Source organism: Leclercia adecarboxylata, assembly GCF_006874705.1.
Lineage (GTDB): Bacteria > Pseudomonadota > Gammaproteobacteria > Enterobacterales > Enterobacteriaceae > Enterobacter > Enterobacter adecarboxylatus_C.
This window is the reverse complement of sequence record NZ_CP035382.1, coordinates 2,519,155-2,539,123: the sequence shown is the minus strand read 5'-3', so window position 1 is coordinate 2,539,123 and position 19,969 is coordinate 2,519,155. Positions and strand designations below refer to the sequence as shown.

General features: G+C 57.1%; 19 protein-coding genes and 1 other annotated feature. Of the genes, 5 read left to right on the top strand and 14 right to left on the bottom strand.

The genetic code is table 11. From position 1 onward, the window contains the following. Position 1 precedes the first annotated feature (1 nt). From thrA to yjjY, 4 genes are all read right to left on the bottom strand, one after another. Positions 2-2,464, bottom strand: a complete 2,463-nt coding sequence (gene thrA / locus ES815_RS13100) for a bifunctional aspartate kinase/homoserine dehydrogenase I (RefSeq protein WP_142488170.1) — start codon at positions 2,462-2,464, stop codon at positions 2-4. Positions 2,465-2,489: 25 nt separating this feature from the next. Next, positions 2,490-2,607 (bottom strand) — a sequence feature (Thr leader region). Continuing rightward, complete coding sequence (gene thrL / locus ES815_RS13095; protein ID WP_103181027.1) at positions 2,546-2,614, bottom strand: thr operon leader peptide; 69 nt, start codon at positions 2,612-2,614, stop codon at positions 2,546-2,548. It overlaps the preceding feature by 62 nt. A 211-nt stretch (positions 2,615-2,825) precedes the next feature. Beyond that, a complete protein-coding gene (locus tag ES815_RS13090; protein WP_142488169.1) occupies positions 2,826-3,512 on the bottom strand; it encodes a tRNA/rRNA methyltransferase in 687 nt (228 codons plus the stop codon). A 399-nt stretch (positions 3,513-3,911) separates the two neighbouring features. Further along, complete coding sequence (yjjY, locus tag ES815_RS13085; RefSeq protein ID WP_001541509.1) at positions 3,912-4,052, bottom strand: protein YjjY; 141 nt, start codon at positions 4,050-4,052, stop codon at positions 3,912-3,914. A gap of 95 nt (positions 4,053-4,147) precedes the next feature. On the opposite strand from yjjY, the gene arcA reads away from it, so the two are divergent. Next, the gene (gene arcA, locus ES815_RS13080) at positions 4,148-4,864 is read left to right on the top strand and encodes a two-component system response regulator ArcA (RefSeq protein ID WP_032616427.1); all 717 of its coding nucleotides are present in this window, start codon (positions 4,148-4,150) and stop codon (positions 4,862-4,864) included. Between the two features lie 45 nt (positions 4,865-4,909). Here the strand turns inward: arcA and creD are convergent, their stop codons facing one another. Genes creD through creA form a run of 4 tightly spaced genes read right to left on the bottom strand, consistent with a single transcriptional unit; the run spans position 4,910 to position 8,916 of the window. Next, positions 4,910-6,259, bottom strand: coding sequence for a cell envelope integrity protein CreD (creD, locus tag ES815_RS13075; RefSeq protein ID WP_142488168.1), 1,350 nt, complete (start codon positions 6,257-6,259; stop codon positions 4,910-4,912). Positions 6,260-6,317: 58 nt separating this feature from the next. Continuing rightward, positions 6,318-7,742: a two-component system sensor histidine kinase CreC gene (gene creC, locus ES815_RS13070; RefSeq protein ID WP_142488167.1), complete on the bottom strand. Its 1,425-nt coding sequence runs from the start codon at positions 7,740-7,742 to the stop codon at positions 6,318-6,320. Continuing rightward, positions 7,742-8,431: a two-component system response regulator CreB gene (creB, locus tag ES815_RS13065; RefSeq protein ID WP_142488166.1), complete on the bottom strand. Its 690-nt coding sequence runs from the start codon at positions 8,429-8,431 to the stop codon at positions 7,742-7,744. Before creB ends, creC begins: the two co-directional genes overlap by 1 nt. Before the next feature lie 14 nt (positions 8,432-8,445). Further along, the gene (gene creA, locus ES815_RS13060; protein WP_142488165.1) at positions 8,446-8,916 is read right to left on the bottom strand and encodes a protein CreA; all 471 of its coding nucleotides are present in this window, start codon (positions 8,914-8,916) and stop codon (positions 8,446-8,448) included. Between the two features lie 213 nt (positions 8,917-9,129). Between creA and robA the strand changes: the two genes are divergently transcribed. Beyond that, the gene (gene robA / locus ES815_RS13055) at positions 9,130-9,999 is read left to right on the top strand and encodes an MDR efflux pump AcrAB transcriptional activator RobA (protein ID WP_142488164.1); all 870 of its coding nucleotides are present in this window, start codon (positions 9,130-9,132) and stop codon (positions 9,997-9,999) included. Here robA and gpmB read toward each other — a convergent pair. Next, positions 9,996-10,643: a 2,3-diphosphoglycerate-dependent phosphoglycerate mutase GpmB gene (gpmB, locus tag ES815_RS13050; RefSeq protein WP_142488163.1), complete on the bottom strand. Its 648-nt coding sequence runs from the start codon at positions 10,641-10,643 to the stop codon at positions 9,996-9,998. The two genes, robA and gpmB, sit on opposite strands and share 4 nt — an antisense overlap. A 49-nt stretch (positions 10,644-10,692) precedes the next feature. Here gpmB and yjjX point away from each other — a divergent pair, with 49 nt between their 5' ends. Then, positions 10,693-11,208 carry an inosine/xanthosine triphosphatase gene (gene yjjX, locus ES815_RS13045; RefSeq protein WP_142488162.1) on the top strand — a complete coding sequence of 172 codons (516 nt, stop codon included), beginning with the start codon at positions 10,693-10,695 and terminating at the stop codon, positions 11,206-11,208. 41 nt (positions 11,209-11,249) lie between these two features. On the opposite strand, the gene trpR is transcribed toward yjjX, so the two are convergent. Both trpR and sltY read right to left on the bottom strand, forming a co-directional pair. Then, positions 11,250-11,579, bottom strand: coding sequence for a trp operon repressor (trpR, locus tag ES815_RS13040; protein ID WP_142488161.1), 330 nt, complete (start codon positions 11,577-11,579; stop codon positions 11,250-11,252). A 56-nt stretch (positions 11,580-11,635) separates the two neighbouring features. Then, positions 11,636-13,573 (bottom strand): murein transglycosylase, encoded by a 1,938-nt coding sequence (gene sltY / locus ES815_RS13035; protein WP_142488160.1) that lies wholly within the window; start codon positions 13,571-13,573, stop codon positions 11,636-11,638. 220 nt (positions 13,574-13,793) lie between these two features. Between sltY and ettA the strand changes: the two genes are divergently transcribed. Next, a complete protein-coding gene (gene ettA / locus ES815_RS13030; RefSeq protein WP_106994160.1) occupies positions 13,794-15,461 on the top strand; it encodes an energy-dependent translational throttle protein EttA in 1,668 nt (555 codons plus the stop codon). Between the two features lie 96 nt (positions 15,462-15,557). Here the strand turns inward: ettA and nadR are convergent, their stop codons facing one another. Genes nadR through serB form a run of 3 tightly spaced genes read right to left on the bottom strand, consistent with a single transcriptional unit; the run spans position 15,558 to position 19,191 of the window. Beyond that, a complete protein-coding gene (gene nadR / locus ES815_RS13025) occupies positions 15,558-16,790 on the bottom strand; it encodes a multifunctional transcriptional regulator/nicotinamide-nucleotide adenylyltransferase/ribosylnicotinamide kinase NadR (protein WP_142488159.1) in 1,233 nt (410 codons plus the stop codon). A gap of 35 nt (positions 16,791-16,825) precedes the next feature. Beyond that, positions 16,826-18,211: a DNA repair protein RadA gene (radA, locus tag ES815_RS13020; RefSeq protein ID WP_106994158.1), complete on the bottom strand. Its 1,386-nt coding sequence runs from the start codon at positions 18,209-18,211 to the stop codon at positions 16,826-16,828. Between the two features lie 11 nt (positions 18,212-18,222). Further along, positions 18,223-19,191, bottom strand: coding sequence for a phosphoserine phosphatase (gene serB, locus ES815_RS13015; protein ID WP_142488158.1), 969 nt, complete (start codon positions 19,189-19,191; stop codon positions 18,223-18,225). Positions 19,192-19,312: 121 nt separating this feature from the next. On the opposite strand from serB, the gene ES815_RS13010 reads away from it, so the two are divergent. Beyond that, entirely contained in the window at positions 19,313-19,957 is a 645-nt protein-coding gene (locus ES815_RS13010) for a YtjB family periplasmic protein (protein WP_142488157.1), read from the top strand. Positions 19,958-19,969 lie beyond the last annotated feature (12 nt).

The following is a 19,969-nucleotide window of genomic DNA, read 5'->3' as shown; positions in this document are numbered from 1 at the left end:
GTTAAACTCCTAACTTCCATGACAGGGTACGCAGCAGATCGGCAAATACGCCCGCCGCCGTCACATCGTTCCCTGCGCCATAGCCGCGAAGGACCAACGGCAGTGGCTGATAATAGTGGCTGTAAAACGCGAGGGCATTTTCGCCATTTTTCACTTTGAACAGCGGATCGTTACCGTCTACCGCCGCCATCTTCACCCGGCAGACGCCGTCTTCTTCGATGTTGCCAACATAGCGCAATACCTTCCCTTCATCACGGGCTTTTGCAACGCGGGCTGCGAAGGCGTCATCCAGCTGCGGCAGATTCGCCATAAAGGTCGCCACATCGCCGGAGTCGTCAAAGCTTTCTGGCAGAACCGGCTCGATCACGATATCCGACAGCTCCAGTTCACGTCCCGTTTCACGGGCGAGGATCAGCAGCTTACGCGCCACGTCGGTTCCGGAGAGGTCGTCACGCGGATCCGGCTCGGTGTAACCCAGCTCGCGCGCCACTTTGGTCGCTTCTGACAGGCTCATCCCTTCGTCCAGCTTGCCGAAGATAAAGGAGAGCGAGCCCGACAGGATGCCGGAAAAACGCTGCAGTTCATCACCGGCATTGAGCAGGTTTTGCAGGTTTTCGATAACCGGCAGCCCCGCGCCGACGTTGGTGTCATAGAGGAACTTACGGCGGGATTTCGCCGCCGCGTGGCGCATCTGATGGTAGTAATCCATCGACGAGGTGTTGGCCTTTTTGTTCGGCGTGACCACATGGAAGCCTTCACGCAGGAAGTCGGCGTACTGATCGGCCACCGCCTGGTGCGAGGTACAGTCGACAATCACCGGGTTCAGCAGATGATACTCTTTCACCAGACGGATCAGGCGGCCCAGATTGAACGGCTCTTTCGCCTCCGCCAGCTCTGCCTGCCAGTTCTCGAGGTTCAGCCCGTGAACATTGGTCAGCAGGGCTTTGGAGTTTGCAATGCCGCAGACGCGCAGATCGATATGCTTTTTCTTGAGCCACTCTTGCTGACGCTTGAGCTGCTCCAGTAACGCACCGCCCACGCCACCGACGCCAATCAGGAACACTTCAATGACCTGATCGGTGTTGAACAGCATCTGATGAGTGACGCGTACGCCGGTGGTAGCATCGTCGTTATTCACCACCACGGAGATGGAGCGCTCTGAGGAGCCCTGGGCAATGGCGACAATATTAATGTTCGCCCGCGCCAGCGCCGCAAAGAATTTCGCCGAGATGCCGCGCAGAGTGCGCATGCCATCACCCACCACAGAGATGATCGCCAGATGCTCCTGGATGGCAATGGGCTCCAGCAACTCTTCTTTCAGCTCGAGGTAGAACTCCTCCTCCAGCGCCCGACGGGCACGCAGGCAGTCCACCTGCGGGACGCAGAAGCTGATGCTGTATTCGGAAGAAGACTGGGTGATCAGCACTACCGAGATGCCGTTGCGCGACATAGCGGCAAAGACGCGTGCCGCCATCCCCACCATGCCTTTCATACCCGGCCCGGAGACGTTGAACATCGCCATGTTGTTGAGGTTGGAGATGCCTTTAACCGGCAGGCCGTCCTCGTCATTACTGGCACCAATCAGCGTGCCTGGCGCCTGCGGATTACCGGTGTTTTTAATCAGGCATGGGATCTGGAACTGGGCGATGGGGGCAATGGTGCGAGGATGAAGAACTTTGGCGCCGAAGTAGGAGAGCTCCATCGCCTCCTGATAAGACATCGACTTCAGCAGACGGGCATCCGGCACCTGGCGCGGGTCGCAGGTATACACGCCGTCGACGTCGGTCCAGATCTCGCAACAGTCGGCACGCAGACAGGCGGCCAGCACGGCGGCAGAGTAGTCGGAGCCGTTACGGCCCAGCACCACCAGCTCCCCTTTTTCATTCCCGGCGGTGAAGCCCGCCATCAGGATCATATGGTCAGCAGGAATTTTGCCTGCCGCAATGCGACGGGTAGATTCGGCAATATCTACGGCGGATTCGAGGTAATGGCCAACAGCGAGCAGTTTTTCAACCGGATCGATCACCGTGACGTTATGGCCACGTGCTTCCAGCAGACCCGCCATGATGGCGATAGAGAGTTTTTCACCGCGGCAGATCAGCGCCGCGTTAATGCTGTCCGGGCACTGCCCCAACAGGCTGATACCATGCAGAACGTGTTTAATCTGGGCAAACTCTTGCTCAACAAAAGCTTTCAGCTGGGCATGCGGAAAGCCAGGTTGGGCATCCGCCAGGCCCTGCAGCAGGTTAGCAAAGATCTGCTCTGCGTCGCTGATGTTCACCAGTGCATCCTGACCCCCAATGGTCTTTTCAATCATCGCCACCAGGTGGTTGGTAATTTTAGCCGGGGCAGAGAGTACCGTCGCCACCTGCCCCTGCCTGGCATTGCTCTCCAGGATGTCGGCAACACGCAGAAATCGTTCTGCATTTGCCACTGATGTACCGCCGAACTTCAACACTCGCATGGTTGTTACCTCGTGATCTTTAGCCGAAAAAAAAGCCCGCACTGTTCAGGTGCGGGCTTTTTTCTTTCTTTCCTGTACGCGTCAGCCCGCACCGTTACCTGTGGTAATGATGATGGTTGTGGTAATGGTGGTGATGCTGATGCGTTTCATGGATGTTGTGTACTCTGTATTATTATCTGTCTGTGCTGTCTACCTCTATTGGTTAAAGCATACGTGCCGCTAAGTCAACGAATTTCTGATTTAAGCGCCTTTCCCGACCCTGTCACGTCTCGCTGTCTGAGATTTTATTTCTGCCCGGATCGGGCCGTATGCAACCCATAGTCTGGAATATTTAACCATAACTAAAAGATATGACGGACTTTTACTCTGCCAGCTTTTTTTCGATATCGTGCAGCAATCGGTGCAACATTGCCGTGTCTCGCTGAGCTAACAGGCCCAGCCGCTGCTGTAGCCACTCCACCATTTTTTGATCGTCAGCGACGTTCAGCGATGTCAGCAGACGATCGGTGCGCGCACGTAAAGCGGCAAGCTGGTTTTCATCTACTTCGGCCACCGGGGCAACCGGCATTTGCATCAGAGAGGCTAATTGATAGCAATACACCATCACCGCCTGACCTAAATTCAACGACGGGTAATCCGCCACCATCGGCACGCCGGTCAATACATCTGCCAGGGCGAGCTCGTCATTGGTCAGGCCGGAATCTTCGCGCCCGAAAACCAGCGCCATCTTCGGCATCCACTGGCTTTTCTCTGCCATCAGCGGCACCAGTTCAGCCGGCGTGGCATAGTAATGGAACTTCGAACGGCCGCGGGCAGTGGTGGCAACCGTAAAAGAAATGTCGTGCAGCGCGTCTGCGAGCGTTTCATAAGTCGTTAAATTATCGAGAATATCTCCCGAGCCGTGCGCAACACGCCGCGCCGCCGGATCGTTCTGGGCGTCACTGGCAACGATACGTAGATCGGTAAACCCCATGGTCTTCATGGCGCGCGCGGCGGCACCAATGTTTTCTGCTCTTGCGGGGGATACCAGTACGATTGACAAATGCATTTATGCTCTCTTTTTAAGCAGTTAGCCGACAAAAATGTGATGGACATCATCATATTACGCGGCACGAATTTACAAAATTGCAACACAAATCACCGAAATAGCGTTTCACTACAAATTAAAATTACTAAACTATTTCATCAGTGAACCTTACACGATAATGTTACAGAATAGCACTTATCCTTATGTTTAATAATGATAATACTTTCTTTTACCGGGTGTTGACATTGGATTCGCCTTGTTTATTAATTAATGAACGCAACTGGTTGGTTTATTGAAAAAATGTGACAAAGGCTAGCAATCCGCTACGATGATTTCATCAAACTGTTAACGTGCTACAATTGAATTTGATATATGTCAACGAAGCGTAGTTTTATTGGGTGTCCGGTGCCTCTTAACCTGTTATGTTGCTGTTAAAATGGTTAGGATGACAGCCGTTTTTGACACTGTCGGGTCCAGAGGGAAAGTACCCACGACCAAGCTAATGATGTTGTTGACGTTGATGGAAAGTGCATCAAGAACGCAATTACGTACTTTAGTCACGTTACGCCGGTCATGTTAATTTGTGGCATGTATCAGGCAGGTCAGGGACTTTTGTACTTCCTGTTTCGATTTAGTTGGCAATTTAGGTAGCAAACATGCAGACCCCGCACATTCTTATCGTTGAAGACGAGTTGGTAACACGCAACACGTTAAAGAGCATTTTCGAAGCAGAAGGCTACGATGTCTTTGAAGCGACCGATGGCGCAGAGATGCATCAGATCCTTTCTGAAAATGATATCAACCTGGTCATCATGGACATTAACCTGCCGGGTAAAAACGGCCTTCTGCTGGCGCGCGAGCTGCGCGAGCAGGCGAACGTTGCGTTAATGTTCCTGACCGGCCGCGACAATGAAGTTGATAAAATTCTTGGCCTGGAAATCGGTGCGGATGACTATATCACCAAACCTTTTAACCCTCGCGAGTTAACCATTCGTGCACGCAATCTGCTGTCCCGCACCATGAACCTGGGCACGGTCAGCGAAGAGCGTCGTAGCGTAGACAGCTACAAATTCAACGGCTGGGAACTTGATATTAATAGCCGTTCGCTGGTGAGCCCTCAGGGCGACCAGTACAAACTGCCGCGCAGCGAATTCCGCGCCATGCTGCACTTCTGCGAAAATCCGGGCAAGATCCAGTCCCGTGCAGAACTGCTGAAAAAAATGACCGGCCGTGAGCTGAAGCCGCACGACCGCACCGTTGACGTTACCATCCGCCGTATTCGTAAACACTTCGAATCCACGCCGGATACCCCAGAAATCATCGCCACCATCCACGGTGAAGGCTATCGTTTCTGCGGCGACCTGCAGGAGTAATCCCGCAGATCGGCCATAAAAAAACGGCGCTTTCGCGCCGTTTTTTTATTTCCATAACCGCATCGCATCTTTATCCGGTTCGGCTGGTGGCTCCGGGCGTTTCGGCTGGGAAAGCGAGTACCAGTCAAAGTGACGGGTGAGATACATCACTGCGAACAACGCCAGTGCCAGAACGGCAGAACCCAGCAGCAGTGCGCTGTCTTCCGAACGCAGCAGGAACCACATCACCACGTCCAGCCCCAGCAGCGCCACCACAAACATGCCGCTGCGTCTCCAGCTTTTCAGCACCGCCTGCAGATAAACGCCGTTCATCACCGCTCCCACCAGGCTGGCAATAATCCAGGCGGGTGTAAAACCAACATGCTCTGACAGCGCCAGCAGCACCAGATAGAACAGCACCAGCGACAGACCGACCAGCAGATACTGCATCGGATGCAGGCGCAGCCCGGTTAAGGTTTCAAAGACAAAGAAAGCCATAAAGGTCAGGGCAATCAGCAGAATGGCGTACTTAATCGCGCGGTCCGTGAGCTGATACTGATCCGCGGGGGTGGCGACCGTCACGCTAAAGGCCGGGATAGTCTGCCATTCGGGCGTCTCCCTGTCGTTGAACCAGCCCGCCAGGTTGTTGGCAAACCAGCTGCTTTTCCAGTTCGCCTGGAAGCCCGAGTCGCTAATCTGGTGCTTAACCGGCAGGTAGTCACCCATAAAACCCGGATGCGGCCAGTTGCTGGTCAGGGTCAGTTCGCTGTTGCGCCCCACCGGAACCACTGCGAAACTGCCGGTGCCCGCCAGATTCAACGACATCTCCAGGGTGAAGGTTTTAAGCGCCAGCGCGTTGTCGGTCAGGGGCATATGGATGCCGGATAACGCCCCGTGCACACCTGAGCCGGGCTCAATGCTTAAGGTCTCACCGTTGATTTTTGACGCGCTCACCACGCCAATTCCGCGCGCATCACCGACGCCAACCACGATAAAAGGCTGCCCCAGGGTCATGGTTTCACCCTTCAGCTGCGCCAGTTTATCGGTATTAAACTGGGCTTTGATCCTGAGATCGGTGTTCCAGATTTGCCCGTCATAGATGCCGATATTGCGCGTCTCAACGTGCTGATTACCTTCGACTAACAGCGACTCCGGCAGGATGAAGTGCATATAGCTTTTCTTATACTCAACTTTTTTCTCGTCCTCCAGCTTGTAGTAAATCTCCGTCACCGGAATGGCGATCAGCGGGCCAACCAGCTGCTGTGGGCCACTGGTGCTTTGACGCAGCGTGTTTTCGACCGCGTTGCGGTAGCTCTCGCGCTCCGAAATCAGATTACCCACCATAAACAGCGGGACGAGTAACAGCAGAATGCACCCCAACAGGGTGCTGACTTTCCAGAACAGGGGGGATTTCATAGTGGCTCTCCTTTGTGATGAAGAGAGCCTAACTGCGCTATGTGGGGCCAGTTTGAAGTTATGTGAAGGGACGGTGAAGTGTCAGCGTGGCCGTCACGCCGACTTCGGGCCGGTTTTGCAAATCGATGCTGCCCTGATGCAGACGCGCTACCTCCTGCACAAAGGCCAGCCCGAGCCCGCTGCTTTTCAGCCCGTTCGAGCGCGGGAGCGAGTAGAAGCGTTCATAAATCCGCGCCAGGGCGTAATCCGGGATCCCACCGCCGCTGTCGGTTACGGTGATGTTCACCTGCCTGTGGGCTTCCGTGGCCGCAAGCTGGATTGCTCCACCCGGCGGGGTGAAATCGATGGCGTTATCCAGCAAATTGCCCAGCGCCTGCTCAAGCAGCTCGGGATCGCCCGCCACGCGGCACGAAGTGCTCTGAAATGTCAGGGTGATGTTTTTCGCTGCCAGCGTTGCCGCGCGCGCATCGGCAAGCCGCGTAAAGAGTACATCAACGCTGACGCTCACCGGGACAATCTCTATCCGATTCTCAAGACGAGCCTGGGCGAGGAGCTTTTCCACCAGCGACTGCATGCGCGTATTTTGCACCAGGATATTGTCGATAAACCGCGCGGCCACCTGAGGCGGCGGCTGTTCGGACAGAATTTCCGCCGCGCCGCGAATTGCGGCCAGCGGACTTTTCAGCTCGTGGGTAAGCGCATGAACATAGTGTTCAATATAATTCTTCCCTTCGAGGCGAATACGCATATTCTCCAGCGCCTGTGCCAGCTTGCGAAGTTCGCTGCTGCCCGGATCGGGCAACGGCAGCGGGGTATCGCTGGTGACCGAGTCGGCATAGCGCGACAGGGTGTGAATCGAGCGGTTGATCCACCAGGCCACGGCCAGGCCAATCAGCAACGCAATGCCCAGCAGCGCCCCGCCGGCCCAGAGGATCCGCCGCTCGCTGCGCTTGATGACCGGCGCCATTGCGCTATTGGGCTTTCCGACCGACAGCACGCCGATGATCCTGCCCCGATCGACCACCGGCGCGGCAACGTACATCACCGTACTCTCGGGATCATCCGGGTTGCCCGGGGTGCTGCGGGCGCCATATTCACCGCGCAGGGTCAGCCAGACGTCGTTCCAGCGCGAGTAATCCTTCCCCACCGCAAGGCCAGCGGAATCAAACACCACACGGCCCTGGGCATCGGTCATGTAGACATGATACTCGTTGCGCACTTTGTGAATGCCGCCGATGTTGGCGCGAAAGGGTCGCTGATGGAGCTGCGAAAAGGCCTGCGCCAGCCTGCCCTGCTGCGCATCACCCGAAAGCAGATCCTCCCGTCCGACTTCGGCCAGCAGCGTGGCGGTGTCGATCAGCATCCCTTCCGTTGCCCTGCGCACGCCGGGCTTCACCTCCTGGACAAAGATCGACAGCACAAACCACGCGGCAATGGCCACAATCAGGAAGTACCCCAGCAACAGCCGCATGCCGATGCGCATTAATATAATCCCAGGCTGTAGCCCATGCCGCGGTGGGTGCTGATGGGAGAAAGCCGATCGTTCACCGCCCGCAGCTTGGCACGCAGGGTTTTAATATGGGTGTCGACGGTGCGATCGAAGCTGTCGCCCTCCTCCCCCCAGACTTTATCCATCAGCTGCTGCCGGGAATAGACGCGGCCTGGCGCATGCAGCAGCGTTTTGAGCAGCAGGAATTCGTAGCGCGTCAGCGGCAACGGCTCTCCGCACCAGCTGATGCGGGCGGCGGGCTCGTTCAGCTCAAACTGGCCGATACGGACGATCTCAGACGGCGCAGCGGATTTTTGCATCCGCCGTAAAATCGTTCGCACCCGGGCGCACACTTCCCGGGGCGAGAAGGGCTTGGCGACATAATCATCAGCCCCGATCTCCAGCCCGAGCAGCTTGTCCACCTCATCGCTGCGGGCCGTCAGGAACAGCACCGGCAGCGCGGGATGCTGCGCCAGCAGCTGGCGGCACAGCTCAAAGCCGCTGATGTCCGGCAGGCCGACATCAAGAATGGCGAGCGCCGGGATCTGCCGGCGCGCCTCCTCCAGCACGGGCAGGCCGCGTTCGAAGGCCTTCACTGCAAAGCCCTCCTGCTGAAGCATGTAGATCAGCGTTTCAGCGATACTGATTTCGTCTTCAACCAGCCAGACCACGGGTTGCTGCATGGGGTATTCCTGACTTAATGCCACGGCATAATCGGCACCGCGCTCAGCGCATTTTTTGGCGATCCCTCCACGACCTTATCCGAGTAGGCGAGATAGGCCAGCGCGTTACGCTTCGCATCATAGAAACGTACGACCTGCAGTTTTTTGAACACCAGTGAGGTGCGTTTCTGGAATACGACTTCGCCCTGTGACTTGCCGTTTTTGATCTTATCGCTCAGCTCAACCGGCCCCACCTGCTGACAGGAGATCGCCGCATCGGAAGTGTCTTCCGCCAGCCCCAGTCCGCCTTTGATACCGCCAGTTTTCGCCCGGCTGATATAGCAGGTGACGTTTTTCACATCGGGATCGTCAAAGGCTTCAACGACAATTTTATGGTCAGGCCCGAAAACCTTAAATACGGTATCAACGGAACCAATTTCTTCTGCCTGCGCGGCATGACCGGTTAATAACAGCAGCGTGGTGAGGATCAATGTCTTGTATTTCATATTGTTACCATATTTAAAAATTGCACTGAGTCATTATTCAACAATCATATGAAAAAAAGCAGCAAGATCACAGGATTAGAATATATCCTTCCGGAATAGAGGGCGAAACGCATTTAAGCGCAAAAAAAACACTGAATGCTAAAACATCAAAAAATGCTATTATCCGCTAACCTGTTAGCAGGGTATCTGCTGTATTAAGGATGAGGATAGTATATGGATCAGGCTGGAATTATTCGCGATCTTCTTACCTGGCTGGAAGGCCATCTGGACCAGCCTTTGTCACTCGATAATGTGGCGGCAAAAGCGGGATATTCTAAGTGGCATTTACAAAGAATGTTCAAGGATGTCACCGGTCACGCTATCGGCGCCTATATCCGCGCGCGTCGTCTTTCCAAATCCGCCGTGGCGCTTCGCCTGACTGCGCGTCCTATTCTGGACATCGCCTTACAGTATCGCTTTGATTCGCAGCAGACCTTTACCCGCGCGTTCAAAAAACAGTTCTCGTTGACCCCTGCGCTCTATCGCCGCTCGCCGGACTGGAGCTCGTTCGGTATGCGTCCGCCGCTGCGTCTGGGCGAGTTCGAAATGCCGAAGCACGAAATGGTCACCCTGCCGGAAACTCACCTGGTCGGCACGACCCAAAGTTACTCCTGCTCGCTGGAGCAGATCTCCGAATTTCGTCATCAGATGCGTGTCCAGTTCTGGCGTGATTTCCTCAGCCACGCCCCGGCCATTCCGCCATTGCTCTATGGCCTGAACGAGACGCGTCCAAGCCTTGAAAAAGATGACGAGCAGGAGGTCTTCTACACCACGGCGTTAACGCCTGAGATGGCCAACGGCTATATTCAGGGCTCGAAACCGGTGGTACTGGAAGGGGGTGAATACGTGATGTTCACCTATGAAGGGCTGGGAACCGGCGTGCAGGACTTTATCATGACGGTCTACGGTACCTGCATGCCGATGCTGAACCTGAATCGCAGAAAAGGTCAGGATATTGAGCGTTACTATCCGTCAACGGATGTTAAGCCGGATGAACGCCCAATCGATTTGCGCTGCGAATATCTGATCCCCGTTCGCCGTTAACGCTGCAGCTCATCTAACGCAGGGGCATCGAGATGCGAGATATCCCCTGCCATCTCCACAATCCAGCCTGACGCCAGCCACGGACTCTGCTGATAGTCGATGCGGGAAAGCGAGCAGTTACGCAGACGCAGGCGGCGCTCAGCCCATGCCGGCAGCCCGAGGATCGTACTGACCAGGCAACCTAACGCCATACCGTGACTGACCAGCAGCGGTCGACTGCCCTCGGGCAGCTCCAGACAGGCCGCCAGCGCCGCGTGCATACGCTCGCTCAGCTCCAGCATCGATTCACCTTCCGGTATGCGACCCTCTTCAGTGCCGTTAACCAGCGTGCGACGCCATGCCTCTTCCTCTTCGGTCAGGGTATCAATAAGGCGCTGTTCCAGCACCCCCATATCCAGCTCGCGCAGGCGAGCATCCACAGTGACATCGCAGCCGCAGGCCTGCGCGATAATCTCTGCTGTGCGTCGCGTGCGACCTAAATCGCTGGCGATGATATGGGTGATGCCCAGTGTTCTGGCGCGTTCGCCAACCTGACGGGCCTGTTCCTCGCCCTTGGCAGTAAGTGGACTGTCTGACTGGCCTTGAATACGTCGCTCGGCGTTCCACTGCGTTTCACCGTGGCGAACAAGGTATACCTGTAACATGCTTTTTTTCCGTTATACTGCGATGATATTTTTAGAGTTAGGCTTAATTATGCACCAGGTTGTCTCTGCTACCACTAATCCTGCCAAAATTCAGGCAATTCTAAGGGCATTTGACGAGATCTTCGGCGAAGGATCCTGCCATATTGCGTCCGTCAGCGTCGAGAGCGGCGTCCCGGAACAGCCATTCGGCAGCGAAGAAACACGCGCTGGCGCACGAAACCGCGTGGCGAATGCCAGAGCCGCCTGTCCCGAAGCGGACTTTTGGGTGGCGATTGAAGCGGGCATTGACGAAGGCGCAACCTTTAGCTGGGTGGTGATCGAGAGCCGGGATCGGCGCGGTGAAGCGCGCTCGGCCACTCTGCCGCTACCAGAGATCATTCTGGATAAAGTGCGCGAAGGTGAAGCGCTCGGCCCGGTGATGTCGCAGTACACGGGCATCGATGAGATTGGCCGTAAAGAGGGGGCGATTGGGGTCTTTACCGCCGGGGTGCTGACGCGCTCAAGCGTTTACCACCAGGCGGTGATTCTGGCGTTGAGCCCGTTTCATAATGCGATTTACCGTTAATTGCCGCAGCATTGCCGGATGGTGGCTTCGCCTTATCCGGCCTACGGTTTGCCCTCAAGCAATACCTGTTCGAGCCAGTGGCGCAGCTCAACCGGCGCCGATTTCAGGCTGTTCGATCCGCGGGTGATGGTTGCGATCCCCGCTCCCAGCTCGCTTTTCAGCTCACGCTGGCTCATCTCGCCGCGCAGCAACTCCTCGATGATCCGCACCCGCGTGCCCAGCGCCTCGCGCTCGTCGGGGGTGAGCATCAGCTGCAACAGCGGCAGATGCAGATCCTGTTCATAAGACTGGCGAAGCAGCTCCACAAAACGAAGCCACTCCTGATGACGTTGCTCGGCCATAGCCGATGAATAAGGGGAATGCTGGGTCATGTTATGCCGCCTGTTGTACTCTTAAACGAGTACAAGCATAACATAACCCACACCGATCAGTAACGTCGCTGCCACTCACTGTCGCTCATCAGGGCATCTTTCTGTCCCATGAAGTAGCGATAGTAAGCATCATACGCCAGCACGTTCTTCACATAGCCGCGGGTTTCCGAGAACGGAATGCTCTCGACAAAGGCCACCGCGTCGATGCGTCCGGCGCTGTTGCCAAGCCAGGTGCGCACCCGCCCCGGGCCAGCGTTATAAGCTGCTGACGCGAAGATGCGGTTATCACCGAACTGGTTGTAGACGCTCTGCAGATAGGTAGTGCCAATGTTGATGTTGGTTTCGGGATCCAGCAGCTGCGACGGACTGCTGTAGCCCGGCAGATTAAACTTCTTCACCGTATGGGCGGCGGTGGCAGGCATCACCTGCATCAGACCGCTGGCCCCCACCGGCGAGCGCACTTTCGGGTTCCAGGCGCTCTCCTGGCGGGCGATCGCCATCGCATAGCTCTGCGGAATGTCTTTCCCGCTGGTGTAACGATCGAAGAGATCTTTATAGGCCAGAGGGAAACGCTCTTCGAGATGATCCCACAGCTTGCCGGCGATCGTCGCCTGCACGCTCAGATCCCACCAGCGGTTATCGAAGGCATAGCGCGCCAGCTGGGCTTTCTCCTGTACGGTGCGGCTGGTAACCAGATTGGCCCATTCACTGCGGGCGGTGTTATCCAGATTCCAGTACATCAGCTCGCGCACCCGCGCCATTTCCGGCCCGTTTACCAGCGCCGCGTTGACGCCGGCCGGCGCTTTATCAATCCTGAGGCTGTACTCTTCGCCAAGGCGCTGAGCCGCCACCATCGGATAGAAACCACGCTGCTGCATCAGAGCATGCAGAATCGATTTCGCCTCGTCGTCGCGCCCCCGCTCCAGCAAGAGATCGGCCTGCCAGTAGCGCCATTCATCTTTCTCTTTAGCTTCCATTGGCAGACGCCCCAGCCAGGTGTTCAGGCCGCGGCGATCGCCGTTGCCCAGCGCCATACGCACCCGTCGCTCCACCAGCGAGGTGGACTGCGACCGCATAATCGCATCGTCGCGCCAGCGGGCCTGTTCATCAGTGACATCGCTGCCCATCAGTCGCCACGCCACGATATCGCGCAGCTCCTGGGTCTGATCTTCATTCAGCTGCTGGGCCTGGGCCAGGGTCGGGATCATCAGCCGGGCATTTTCCACGTCGTCCCGCGCCACGCTGGTAAAGGCCACCGCCGCCATCTGACGGGTAAAATCGGTAGCCCCGGTGTTGCGGGCAAAATCCATCACCGTCTTCGGATCGTTTGCCAGCTGGATTAAGGCGCTGGAAATGGTCTGATACTCCGGCGGCATCTGCCCGGCGAGGGTGGTCACCAGGCGGGTGTTGCCCGCTTTCATCGCCAGGCGGATCCGCTCGAGATACGCCAGCGGATCCTGTTTGCCGGACGCGCGCCAGGCGCCGAACAGCGAGTCACAGGCGTTGGGCTGGCTTTTCCCGGTCAGCCACAGCTCTTTGGCGCCGTTCCAGGCCTCTTCCTGCTGACCCGTCGCCCACTTCGCATAGTAGTAGTTACACTGCGCTTCGGTGGTGCCCGGCTTCTCCGGACTAAAGGCCAGCAGGCCACGCCAGTCTTCACGACGCGCCAGCTCGTTCACAAATCGCGACTGCAAGGTGCGGGCGGGCGGCAGCGTCGGGTTGGCCTGAATAAAGTTTTTGACGGTGATCGTCGGCTGGTTCATCAGATCGTCGGTCAGCTGACGGTATTCCAGATACGGATACAGCGGATAGTCTTTCAACGTCGGCATCAGGGCCTGCACCGTCTCCATCTGTCGCTGATCCCACGCCTGTTTGATCTGTGCATAGCGGTTACGTTGTTCATCCAGTGAATCGGCTCGCGCCGCGCTGCTGATGGTCAGCACGCAGACGCTGGCAGCAAGCACTCGCCAGGCCACCTGTTTGGCTTTTACCACACGCTCGTCCTCTGTTAATCGTCATTAAATGCAGCATCGTGCCGCGCAAAAGCGTAATTAACTTATGCTAACCAGGCATCCTCTAATGCGCCACGTCATGGACACATTTTTACCTTTCTTGCGCGCTTTAACACTCCCGGCGTCGATGGCTGGGATTAGGCAGGGAAAAAGGCTACACTTCGCCACTATTCTCATCACGATAAAAGAGGCGAAGTCCAACGTGGCTCAATTCGTTTATACCATGCATCGTGTCGGCAAAGTGGTACCGCCGAAACGTCATATTCTCAAAAATATCTCGCTGAGCTTCTTCCCGGGCGCAAAAATCGGTGTTCTGGGTCTCAACGGTGCCGGTAAGTCCACCTTGCTGCGCATCATGGCGGGCATCGATACAGACATCGAAGGTGAAGCCCGTCCACAGCCAGGCCTCAAAATCGGTTACCTGCCGCAGGAACCGAAGCTGAATCCTGAGCACACCGTTCGCGAGTCCGTTGAAGAAGCCGTTGCCGAAGTGGTTAACGCGCTGAAAGGACTGGATGAAGTGTACGCGAAGTACGCCGAGCCGGATGCCGACTTCGATAAGCTCGCGGCCCAGCAGGGTAAATTTGAAGAGATCATCCAGGCACATGACGGCCACAACCTGAACGTGCAGCTGGAGCGCGCGGCCGATGCCCTGCGTCTGCCAGACTGGGATGCCAAAATTGAAAAACTGTCCGGTGGTGAACGCCGCCGCGTCGCGCTGTGCCGTCTGCTGCTGGAAAAGCCAGACATGCTGCTGCTCGACGAACCGACGAACCACCTGGATGCGGAATCCGTCGCCTGGCTGGAGCGCTTCCTGCACGACTTCGAAGGGACCGTTGTGGCGATCACCCACGACCGTTACTTCCTCGATAACGTCGCGGGCTGGATCCTGGAGCTGGACCGCGGAGAAGGTATTCCGTGGGAAGGTAACTACTCCTCCTGGCTGGAGCAGAAAGATCAGCGTCTGGCGCAAGAAGCTTCTCAGGAAGCCGCTCGTCGCAAGTCGATTGAGAAAGAGCTGGAGTGGGTTCGTCAGGGCGCGAAAGGCCGTCAGTCTAAGGGCAAGGCCCGTCTGGCACGCTTTGAAGAGCTGAACAACGCCGAATACCAGAAACGTAACGAAACCAACGAACTGTTCATTCCACCTGGAGCCCGTCTGGGTGACAAAGTGGTTGAAGTCAGCAACCTGCGTAAATCCTACGGCGATCGCGTGCTGATCGACGACCTGAGCTTCTCGGTACCGAAAGGCGCAATCGTGGGCATCATCGGTCCGAACGGCGCGGGTAAATCCACGCTGTTCCGCATGATGTCCGGTCAGGAAGCGCCTGACAGCGGCACCATCACTCTGGGTGAAACCGTGAAGCTGGCCTCCGTTGACCAGTTCCGTGACGCGATGGACAACAGCAAAACCGTATGGGAAGAAGTCTCCGGCGGGCAGGATATCATGCGTATCGGCAACACCGAGATGCCAAGCCGTGCCTACGTGGGCCGCTTCAACTTCAAAGGTGTCGATCAGGGTAAACGCGTGGGCGAGCTGTCCGGCGGTGAGCGTGGTCGTCTGCACCTGGCTAAGCTGCTGCAGGTTGGCGGTAACGTCCTGCTGCTCGATGAACCGACCAACGACCTGGACATCGAAACCCTGCGCGCGCTGGAAAACGCCATGCTGGAGTTCCCGGGCTGCGCGATGGTTATCTCGCACGACCGTTGGTTCCTCGACCGTATTGCGACCCACATTCTGGATTATCAGGATGAAGGTAAAGTGGAGTTCTTCGAAGGTAACTTCACCGAATACGAAGAGTACAAGAAACGCACGCTGGGCGCCGACGCGCTGGAGCCGAAGCGTATCAAGTACAAGCGTATCTCGAAATAAAAGCACTGATTGCCGGGTGGCAGCTTCGCCTTACCCGGCCTGGGAAACCGTAGGCCCGGCAAGCATAGCGCCGCCGGGCAATTAGCGGCAGAAGCGTTACCCCTTCTCCCCCATCATCTCTTTCACCAGCTCCACGCAGCGCAGGAAGCGGGCGTCATAATCGGCCTCTTCCACATGCACAAAGTCGATATTGTTCGCTTCCAGCATCTCCACCAGCATGGTCTGGAACTCTTTCCTGTCCACCGAGCTGCCCAGGCTGCGCATCCCATCTGCCACCCACGGCGTGTTGTTCTCCAGCAGGATCACCAGATCAAAGCGGTACTCGTCGATCAGCGCCTGCACAAAGGGGTGCTCGCGCCCCTCGTATTTTTTACAGAACGCCTGGGTGGTGACGAAGTCGGTATCGACAAACGCCACTTTATTAGCGTATTTCACCGCAAAATCAATGTACTGGGCGTGTCCGAGCGCAATTTTGTCGTAGTCGGAATACTGCAACGCCATCTCATCGCCGCCGAGGTGCGAGAAGACATAGTCCCGGCCATACTCCCAGGCGCTGGTGGTGTTGAAGATGTTCGCCAGCTTGTTGACCAGCGTCGATTTGCCGCTGGACTCCCCGCCGAGGATCGCCACGGTACGCACGAAGAACGGCTTCACCTCTGTCGGGATATACTCCCAGTAGCGGAACGGGTTCTCTCGGATCTGTGCCCCGCTGATGTTCATAAAGGTGCGTTTAGGATCGATCAGCACCGTTTCTGTGCCCAGGTGCTGGGGATACTGCGAGGCATCAGACTCTTCAGAAGTGTAGATCCAGTTAGGCTGGATCCCTTTCTCTTCCATGAACGCTTTTATGCCGTTGCTCCACACGTCCCAGCCGTGGGGATAGGGTTCCATCCCCTCTTCGTTAAAGGCATGAATGCGGATGTTCTTCTGGTACTTAAAGGTCTGTAGCAGCCAGCGCAGGCGGTCAGAAACGGTAGGCTGCTGGGACATGGCGCTGGCTTCGAACAGTTCGCGGTCGCGCTTGTCATCGTAGCCCATGATGATATGCAGTTCGTCCACCTGGCTACAGGCGCGCTGGATCAGATAGACATGGCCGGTATGCAGCGGATAAAACTTGCCGAACACCACGCCGATGTTCTTCTGCATCCGCGGGAATTCGAGCCCCAGAAAGCGATGCAGCGCTTCCAGCTTCTGCGCGCTGGGGCTTTTGATTTTGGCATTCAGCAGCTGGCTTAAATAGCCCTTGGTCATACCGCTGGCTTCCGCCACCTGCTGCAAGGTGCAGCCCTTCTGGCGGATCGCGGTCTTGATATAGTCAAATGACGACATAAATTACGGTGCCTCCTGCAACAACGAATACGTAATTATAAGTCGTCAAAGACACTTAGCGCATCAGAGAGTTTTTTAACGGGGAAAACCGTCATCCCTTCCGGCAGCTTTTTCGGCACGTTAGCGGCGGGCACAATCGCCCGACGGAAGCCGTGTTTTGCCGCCTCGGAGATACGCTCCTGGCCGCTCGGCACCGGACGGATCTCCCCGGCCAGCCCGACTTCGCCAAAGACCACCAGATCCTGCGGTAGCGGACGGTCGCGCAGGCTGGAGACCATCGCCAGCAGCAGCGCCAGGTCGGCACTGGTTTCGGTCACTTTAACCCCACCGACCACGTTGACGAACACGTCCTGATCCGCCATCTGCAGGCCGCCGTGGCGGTGCAGCACCGCCAGCAAAATCGCCAGACGGTTTTGTTCCAGGCCCACCGCCACGCGACGCGGGTTACCCATCATCGAATGATCGACCAGCGCCTGGATCTCCACCAGCAGCGGGCGCGTCCCTTCCCAGACCACCATCACCGAGCTGCCGGAGGTGACTTCATCGCCGCGGCTCAGGAAGATGGCCGACGGGTTGCTGACTTCACGCAGCCCCTGCTCGGTCATGGCAAACACGCCCAGCTCATTCACCGCGCCGAAGCGGTTTTTATGGCTGCGCAGGGTACGGAAACGGGTGTCGGCGTCGCCGTCCAGCATCACGGAGCAGTCGATACAGTGCTCGAGCACTTTTGGACCGGCCAGGGCGCCATCTTTGGTGACGTGACCGACCATGATGATCGCCACCCCGCGGGTTTTGGCGAAGCGCGTCAGGTAGGCCGCGGTCTCACGCACCTGGGCGACGCTGCCCGGCGAGGACTGCACGTCGGCCATGTGCATCACCTGGATGGAGTCGATCACCATCAGCTTCGGCTGCTCTTCTTCGGCAATCATGCAGATCTGCTCGATGCTGGTTTCGGAGAGCATATTCAGGTCCTGGGTCGGCAGCGCCAGGCGGTGCGCGCGCATCGCCACCTGCTGCAGCGACTCTTCCCCGGTAACGTACAGGGTCTTCATCTGCGACGCGAGCTTGCACAGGGTTTGCAGCAGCAGGGTGGATTTCCCGGCCCCCGGGCTGCCGCCAATCAGAATGGCGCTCCCCGGTACCACGCCGCCCCCCAGCACCCGGTCGAACTCCTTAAACCCGGTGGAGAAGCGCGGCAGGGCTTCAAGGCTGATATCGGAGAGCTTCTGCACTTTCGATACGCCCGCGTTGCCCGCATAACCGCTTAGACGCTCGTTACGGGCAACGGTGGGTGAAGCGGCAACTCCGCGCACTTCGGTGATGGTGTTCCAGGCATGACAGGCGCTGCACTGCCCCTGCCAGCGCGGATAATCCGCACCACATTCATTACAGACAAATGCGCGTTTTGGAGCTTTCGCCACGTTTTACCTCTTTATTTCTGATTCACGCTGCCGGAGAGAATGCAGAACACCCCCATCAGGTCAGCATGACGGATAATGACTTCCGTCTTTTCATTCACGGTCGGTTTGGCATGGTAAGCAATGCCAAGCCCGGCCACTTTGATCATCGGCAGATCGTTCGCGCCGTCGCCAATCGCCACGGTCTGGGCAACCGGGATATCATATTTTTCCGCCAGACGCGTCAGGGTGCTGGCCTTGAACTGAGCATCGACAATCTGGCCGATCACGTTCCCGGTCAGCTTCCCGTCCCTGATCTCCAGTTCGTTGGCGACCACGGCATCCAGACGCAGCTTGTCGCGCAGATACTCGGCAAAGAAGGTAAACCCGCCGGAGGCGATGGCCACTTTCCAGCCCAGGGTTTCCAGCTTCAGCACCAGCTGCACCAGACCGGGCATCAGGGGCAGCTTTTCGCGCACCTGCATAAGAATATTGGCGTCGGCATCTTTCAGGGTTGCGACGCGCTGTTTCAGGCTGGCGGTGAAGTCCAGCTCGCCGCGCATGGCGCGCTCGGTCACTTCGGCCACCATCTCCCCGGTACCGGCCAGTTTGGCGATCTCGTCGATGCACTCGATCTGAATGGCGGTGGAATCCATGTCCATCACCAGCAGTCCCGGGGTTTTCAGATGCGGGATTTTACCGAGCGGGGCGACGTCCAGCCCGGCATCGTGCGCCAGACGGGTAGCGCGCTGGGTCAGGGAACCGGCCAGACGAATGACCTGATAATCTTCCACGCACCAGGCGGCGACGATCACCATCGCTGCCCCCAGCTTGCTCTGATACTGGGTTAACTGCTGTTTATCCAGGCCGCGTCCATACAGCAGCCAGCCGCTACGGCCCGCATGGTAATCCAGTGGCATTACCTCATCACCACTTAATGAGAGCGGCAATCCTGGCCATAAAGAGACATCGTTGGGCAGGTCGCACCAGGTAATGTTTGGCATTAAAGCTCCTGTAAAATCGTTCGCGCCGGGAATCATCCAGGGGGGGAAAATAACGCATGAGGCTACCTTGTAACCATCACTTCTGGCAACATTAACCCCGAAAATTTTCAGCAGGTGGAATATGGCTCGTGCAAAACTGAAATTCCGGCTTCATCGTGCCGTGATTGTCCTCTCCTGTCTGGCCCTGTTAGTGGCGCTGATGCAGGGCGCATCCTGGTTCAGCCAGAATCACCAACGCCAGCGTAACCCGCAGCTTGAAGAGCTGGCGCATACCCTGGCGCGCCAGGTGTCGCTCAACATCGCCCCGTTGATGCGTACCGAAACGCCGGATGAAAAGCGCATTGCGCAGGTGCTGCGGTTGCTGACCGACGAGAGCCGCATCCTCGATGCCAGCGTCTATGACAATGAAGGCGAGCTGATCGCCCGGGCAGGCGAGCATGTCGAGGTGCGCGACAGGCTGGCGCTGGACGGTAAAAAAGCCGGCGGCTACTTTAATCAGCAGCTGGTGGAGCCGATTCAGGGCAAAAACGGCCCGCTCGGCTACCTGCGTCTGACCCTCGACACCCATACCCTGGCCACCGAGGCAAAACAGGTGGATAACACCACCAACATCCTGCGCCTGATGCTGCTGCTGTCGCTGGCGATTGGCGTGGTGCTGACCCGCACGCTATTGCAGGGCAAACGCACCCGCTGGCAGCAGTCGCCGTTCCTGCTTACCGCCAGCAAGTCGGTGCCCGAAGAGGAAGAGAGTGACAAGAAGGAATAGTGTTAAAGTAGC